Source organism: Leucobacter chromiireducens (genome assembly GCF_003917135.1).
Lineage (GTDB): Bacteria > Actinomycetota > Actinomycetes > Actinomycetales > Microbacteriaceae > Leucobacter > Leucobacter chromiireducens_A.
Map to the genome: position 1 here is coordinate 61,629 of NZ_RPDI01000017.1, position 6,512 is coordinate 68,140.

Annotated in this window: 6 protein-coding genes; 1 reads left to right on the forward strand and 5 read right to left on the reverse strand. The window is 60.1% G+C overall.

Translation table 11 applies throughout. The features are described 5' to 3' along the window. Positions 1 to 8 precede the first annotated feature (8 nt). From EGM46_RS09560 to EGM46_RS09580, 5 genes are all read right to left on the reverse strand, one after another. Positions 9 to 599, reverse strand: a complete 591-nt coding sequence (locus EGM46_RS09560; RefSeq protein WP_241156270.1) for an acyl-ACP--UDP-N- acetylglucosamine O-acyltransferase — start codon at positions 597 to 599, stop codon at positions 9 to 11. A gap of 155 nt (positions 600 to 754) precedes the next feature. Continuing rightward, the gene (locus EGM46_RS09565; RefSeq protein WP_125099927.1) at positions 755 to 1,738 is read right to left on the reverse strand and encodes a Gfo/Idh/MocA family protein; all 984 of its coding nucleotides are present in this window, start codon (positions 1,736 to 1,738) and stop codon (positions 755 to 757) included. A 68-nt stretch (positions 1,739 to 1,806) separates the two neighbouring features. Then, on the reverse strand, positions 1,807 to 3,789 hold the full coding sequence (locus EGM46_RS09570; RefSeq protein ID WP_125099928.1) for a DUF6541 family protein: 1,983 nt from the start codon (positions 3,787 to 3,789) through the stop codon (positions 1,807 to 1,809). Beyond that, positions 3,786 to 4,154: a DUF2304 domain-containing protein gene (locus EGM46_RS09575; RefSeq protein WP_125099929.1), complete on the reverse strand. Its 369-nt coding sequence runs from the start codon at positions 4,152 to 4,154 to the stop codon at positions 3,786 to 3,788. The genes EGM46_RS09570 and EGM46_RS09575 overlap by 4 nt, the downstream gene beginning before the upstream one ends. A 7-nt stretch (positions 4,155 to 4,161) precedes the next feature. Further along, complete coding sequence (locus EGM46_RS09580; RefSeq protein WP_125099930.1) at positions 4,162 to 4,866, reverse strand: glycosyltransferase family 2 protein; 705 nt, start codon at positions 4,864 to 4,866, stop codon at positions 4,162 to 4,164. A 100-nt stretch (positions 4,867 to 4,966) separates the two neighbouring features. On the opposite strand from EGM46_RS09580, the gene EGM46_RS09585 reads away from it, so the two are divergent. Further along, positions 4,967 to 6,512, forward strand: a 1,546-nt coding sequence (locus EGM46_RS09585) for an LGFP repeat-containing protein (protein WP_431194076.1), incomplete at its 3' end; no start/stop codon positions are given.

The window sequence follows — 6,512 nt, forward strand, 5'->3', positions numbered from 1 at the left end:
CTGTGAGCCTACAGTTCGTTTCTGAGCGAAGCCGCGATTGCAGCCGGATTGAGTGGTCCTTGACTGCGCCACCAGGCGAACGCGCCGGTCAAAGCACCCAACTCTTCAGGCACCCAACCGGACCCGGTGAAGAACTCGCCTGCCGTGTAGTGCCCGAGAAGATGATCTGCAACAGAAGCCTCGTGGCCTGCTCGCTCAACCCCCACCGAGTTCACCCCTGTGATCCGGGGTGGCGTGCCATAGACTTTCGCGAACGGGGGGACGTCTCGCGTGACGGGCGTGCCCATGCCAATCATGGCGCCGGTGGCAATCACACGACGCTGATGTACTACGGCGTTCATTCCAATATTGACGCGATCACCAATGACGCAATGACCTCCGATGCTCACTCCAGCTGAAACGGTGCCATCTTCGCCAAGCAAGACATCGTGGGCCAGGTAGGCGCGATTCAGTACCCAACTGCGGGCACCAACGGTTGTCGCGCGGTAGCTGCCTTGATGAATCACCGCAGATTCACGAATGACGGCGTCTGGACCTATGCTGACCCCCGCGTGATCGAGCTCCCCGGCCCACGCCAGATTCTGCGTGAGTGAGCTCATTTCGGGCGGAGCGCCGATTTGCGCCCCAGGTCCGATCCACGCCCGATCTCCGACAGTCAGAGGCCCGAGGAGGACTGCACCCGGGCCGACACTGACATTACTGCCGAGCTCGACACCCTGGCCGACAAAGGCGGCGGGACTAATACGAGTACTCATTACAGGCTCAACGTCTCTCCGGTCTTGCCCGAGAGAATCGCGGTCTCTGCAACTCGGAGCGTCTCGAGACCTTCTCGGAGAGTAACCGTGTCTGCGCGGATTCCGAGAATTGCGTCACGGAACGCTTCGTGCTCGGACTTCAGCGGTTCCCGCTTCTCAAGCGCGAAACGAGTGACCTCACCCTCGCTGACCCCCCGGAAGGCGGTGATCGCGTCCCACTCGCCCTGGAAAGTACCATTCTCATAGAACGTGAGGTCTGCCGTCAGCGTATCCGCGACGAACGCTCCACGTTCTCCGGTCACGACCGTCAGACGCTCCTTGAACGGGCTCAACCAGTTCACGAGGTGATTGACGATGATGCCATTCTGGAGCTTTCCCGTCAGAGCAAGCATGTCTTCATGTTCGCGACCACTGCGGTACGTTGTCTGCGCCGAGACGGACGCGTACGGGGAGTGAGCAAGCCACGAAGTCAGATCGATGTCGTGGCTTCCCAGGTCCTTTACGACGCCTACGTCGGCGATTCTCGATGGGAACGGCCCCTGACGGCGAGTCTGAATCTGATACACCTCTCCCAGATCGCCGTGCTCGAGCCGGGTTCGCAGGCTCATCAGCGCAGGGTTAAAGCGCTCGACGTGTCCGACAGCCGCCGTGAGATTGCGTGACTCGAAAAGCTCGACGAGCCGCGTTGCGGCCTCTAGATCGTGTGCAACCGGCTTCTCGATGAGCGTATGCACGTCGGCCGCTGCGAGCGAGAGCCCTACGGGCTCGTGATAGATCGTGGGGACCGCAACGACTGCGGCGTCGATTCCTGCTGCAATGAGATCCTCAACTTTCGAGTAGAGCGGCGTCTCGCCGGCTACGCCATGCGGGTCGCCCATCGCGTCGCAGAGTCCCACGAGCTCAACGCCCTCAATCTCACGCAGCACCCGCGCGTGATGACGGCCCATCATTCCAAGCCCGATGAGACCAAACTTGAGGGTCATGTGTACTCCTTGCGAATCTACGCCGAACAACAGCGGCGTACTTAGTCTAGAAGATGGTGCATGTGCATCTAGCACCCGGTGATTTCGTAGAGAACTGCCTCGCCCTCGCGATCGACCTCGGTAAGTGCGGTCGCATCGGCAGAGTCGATGCCGCTGATGGTCCGATATGGTTCCGCCCGAGGCGTCTCCGGGAAGACGTAGTGTGTCCCTAAGTCCAGGACAAAACGTGCGTTGAGTTCATGGCTCAGGGAGCAGGCTTGCGGAGTTCCAGTTGCAATTCCTTCGAGCATTTCGTTGATGCGCGGGTCATACTTGCCTCCGGTGTGAGGAACCAAGACTTCTCGGTCAGCGATTGCGTATGCAAGTGCGCCCCCGTTCCAGGGGTTGTTGGCAATAACCTGCCCCTCTGGGACGTGACTCTCGAGACGTTCGAGGAGCGCTCGTTCGTCGGTGTCGAGCAGTGGAGCGGCCGCATCTGTCTCGTACTTAGTGCTCACGTACTGTACGCCAGCGAATGCCCCAGCACCTTGTGTTGCTGCGAGCAAAAAGAGTGCTCCAAAAGTAAGTCCCACAATGCGCGAAATCCGGGGATGCGGCAGAAAACGAGCGGATGAGCGCAGGCCAAGATCAAACCACGCAGCAGCAGCGCTCGCACCGATTACAACGAGAGGGAGCGCGCCTACCCATATGAGCGCAGCGAGGCGCCAAGGATCGCTGTACCACGGTGAGAGAAAGAATGTTCGCCACTCGGATGCGGGGAAGCCGTCTGCGATGACGTAGAAAGCCAAAGGAATTAACGCGCCGTAGCCGACCCAGCGGCGGCGATGGGACCTCGCGATCGCGACGAGTCCGAACAGGAACAGCAGCGTGACGGGCCACGCATGTCCCTCAAGTCTGGGCGTCATCCCGAGCGCGTCAAGCAAGGCGCCGGGAACTTCGTGCTTTCCTTCCCACGGATTGTCCGTGGTTCGACCGATAGCCCACGCAACGACAATTGCTAAGCCGAGTAGTGGCAAACCGAAAAGTGCGGTGGTGCGTCGTGCCGTGCGCGGAAGCAATGGCTCAACGAGGGCGCCTGACCAGCCGGGCACACGTCGTCCACGGAGTGCGCGATACACCAACGTGGTGGCTGGCACGATCATCCAGATCAGGGTGATGTGAATTGCATTTGGGTGCGCGAAAATCGCCGCTCCCAATGAACCGATCGTGAGTAGCGCCGCCGCAACTATTGAAGATCCTTCTGCGCGCCGAGCGTTCGAGAGCCCGCAGAGCTGGATTATGCCGGTGAAGATAAACGGAGCTAGAGCGATCGCGAGCAGATTGGGATAGAGAACCCCGTAGCCTGCAAGGGAAAGCGGAAAGTTTGGAAAGGCTGCCGATACGATTCCGGAAACTATCGCTACACGAGTGCTTGGCCCTGCGAGAGCTCGTCCCAGAAGGACCACACCGATGGGCCACACCACGGTGCACACGACGAAAACTGTAGCGTTCGTGGCAAGCGGGATTGAAGCCCCCGAAAGCTGTGCAACGAGAGCGACAAACCCGTGCCAAAGGGTCGGGTAGTACGTATGCGAACCCGGGGCAGCGAGGTCCATGTCGAGCGGCGACGCACTGCCTGTCTCAAGGATCTGGCGGACTGCGTTGAGGTGAAAATTTGCGTCAAAGGTCTGGGAGATTGCGTCCGCTGACTTCATGCTCAAGATGAGCGAAACAGCGATCGCGAGGCCGCCGAGTGCTGCCGCGCCGACAGGAACGAGAGTCCGGTGTACGCCTGCTCCGTTCCGGCGAACCGGCCCCACCCGGCGGGCACAGAAAAGGAGTAGAACCGCGACCACTATCCCGAGCGCGAAAGGAGCCAGGGGTGACCAATGTACTTTGACAAGCGGCGCAAGCACAGAAGCGATTGCGACCACAGCCAGGCTTGCGGGGATGGCGACGGCAATCGCAAAAAAACCACGGAGCCGCAAAGCCAGAGAAAGCGGTAGCCCGAGCGCAACGAGTAAGAATATTGCGGCTGCGGTCGGGGTGATGAGCGGCAACCAGGCAATCATTCGGAACTGTCCGCGTTTCTCTCTGCCTCAGCTTCGACCACGCGCGCCTCGAACAGGGCGACAGCTCTCGCGAGATCAGTTACTCGAGCGTCGCTCCGTGCCTTTGCCCGAATAGTCGACACCGCGAAGAAGAGCGTCATGATGACCAGCAAGTAGAGAAGCAGATCAGTTCCGCGGCCCACGCCGAAGAAGTGCGCAACCTGGGTGAGGGCGTTGGGGAAGATAATTGCGAAGACAGCCGCAGCAACAAAGAGCAGAGCAATTATGCGTTTGAGGGCGAGAGACCTGTCACCAGGAAGCGCACGAATCGCTAGAACTGCGACGATGACTACTCCGAGAATGAGGAGGACTTGTATCAACTGCATGAGGTTCCTATCGGATAAAGAGATCGATAAGGATATTTACCGAGTTGAGCAGTGATTGCCCCTTCGCCTTGGAATAGTCGGTGTAAATGACTTCGACCGGTTGTTCGGCATATGGCAAGCCTGTCTTACCCAACTGAACTACGATCTCAGTTCCGTGGGCCATGCGGTCCTGGCGAAGTTTCACGCGCCGAAGTGCGTCGGCTCGAATCACACGGAGTCCATTGTGAGCATCCGTGAGACGTGTGCGCGTTGTGAGATTTGTTACCCAAACCGCCGTCTTCAGTACGACCTTCTTGAGGACGCCCGGCTTCGTTCGGTCATCGAGGAATCTGGAGCCGAACACTATCGCTAGATCCTCTGAACGGGCGCGAGAGAGCATGTCTACGGCATCAACGACCCGATGCTGGCCATCCGCATCGAATGTGACGACAAACTCTGCACCTCTCTCAAGTGCGTACTCAAAACCTGTTTGGAGCGCGGCTCCCTGCCCGAGATTGATCGGGTGACGAACGATATGTGAGCCCGCGGCTGCCGCGACGGGGCCGGATCCGTCCCGAGAGCCATCGTCGATGCACACAACATTCTTGAACTTCGTACGGAGGTCGCTGACCACGTCTCCGATTACCGTCGCCTCGTTATAGAGAGGGATGATTACCCACGTGTCGGGTGCCCCGCCCAGCTCAATTCGGGCACCTTCAGATAGTGACGACATACACCTATTCTTGCAGACTCACGCCCCGCGAAAGGTAGGGTGGCCGGGGAGCCCAGCGCTGACTCAGCGTGAACGGGCCGGAGACGGTGAGGGAGTTCCGATGTTTGCTCGAAAGCGGAAGCCCGCGCGACGCTGGCTGCGCCCGGTTGCTGCGCTCCTGCTTGCCGCGGTGGCCAGCACAGTGTTTGTCGCCGCCCCTGGAAACGCCAGCAAGGCCGAAGCGAGCATCGCGTCGGGATTCAACCCGGGAACCATCATCAGTGATGACCTCTTCTACCAGGGCCGGGCAATGACACCAGCGCAGGTGCAGAGCTTCCTGAACACCCGCGTGCCCCGCTGTGAGATTGGCGACCCTGGCAAGGTGGCTGGCAGCGCCATCTATGGGACCAAGGTTGCGAGCAAATGCCTCCGGAACGCCACGTTCAATACCGTCAGTAAGCCCGCGAACGCGTTCTGCGCGGGGTACGCCGGCGTTGCGAACGAATCCGCCGCGCAGATCATCACGAAGGTCGGCCAGGCCTGTGGGATCAGCCAGCGCGTTCTCCTCATCATGCTTGAAAAAGAGCAGAGCCTCGTTTCGGACACCTGGCCGACCGTGCGCCAGTTTGACGTCGCAATGGGGTACGCCTGCCCCGACAGCGGGCCGGGCAATAGTCCGAACTGTGACCCGTCGATGCGCGGCTTCCAGAACCAGGTCTACAAAGCAGCGTGGCAGTTGCAGGTCTACAAGGCGCAGCCGTACAACTACAACTACAAGCCATTCCAAGCAAATCGCGTACAGTGGCACCCGAACGCGGGCTGCGGCACCTCGACCTTCACGATTACGAACTACGCGACCGCGGCGCTTTACATTTACACGCCGTACCGCCCGAACCAGGCTGCGCTGGACGCGGGCTGGGGTACCGGCGACGGCTGCTCCTCGTACGGCAACCGCAACTTCTACCTGTTCTATAAGACCTGGTTTGGTGACCCTGTCGGCTATCAGGTCACCGGCGCGATCGCGACGACGTGGCAGCGTTTCGGTGGCGAGAACGGTACGCTGGGCCGCCCGGTCGCAAACGAAACGAGCGTCGCGGCGAACGGCGGCGGCAGCTACCAAGAATTCCAACGGGGCACGATCTTCTCCGAGAATCGCACTGGCAAGTCGACCGCGATTGGTGCAGGGCCGTTTCTCACCAACTACCGTGCGGCAGGCTTTGTGCAGGGCCCCTGGGGTTGGCCGACAGCCGACGCGACGTGCGGTCTTGCCGCTGGCGGCTGCACCATGTCCTTCCAAACTGGCGTGGTCGCGTATTCGGGAGCTACAGGGTCGCATCTCGTGCCGAGCGCGATTCTGCCTGAGTGGCAGCGTCTTTCTACAGTAAATGGCCTTCTGAAGTACCCGACTGCTGAGGCGGAGATATCCGCGGCGGGCACCGCGCAGCGGTTCCAGGGCGGCGTCACGATGGCGACGAATGGTGCCAACTACACGTTCAATGAGATCGTCTCAGAAGAGTGGAGTCGCGGCGGGGGAATGTCCAAGTACGGTGTGGTCACCGAACCCGTGAACTGGATTGATGCGAAACGATATTTCATCAGTTTTGAGCGAGCTCAAATGTACGTCGACTCGACGGCTCGCCCTGTTCGTTTTGGGAATGGTGCCTTCA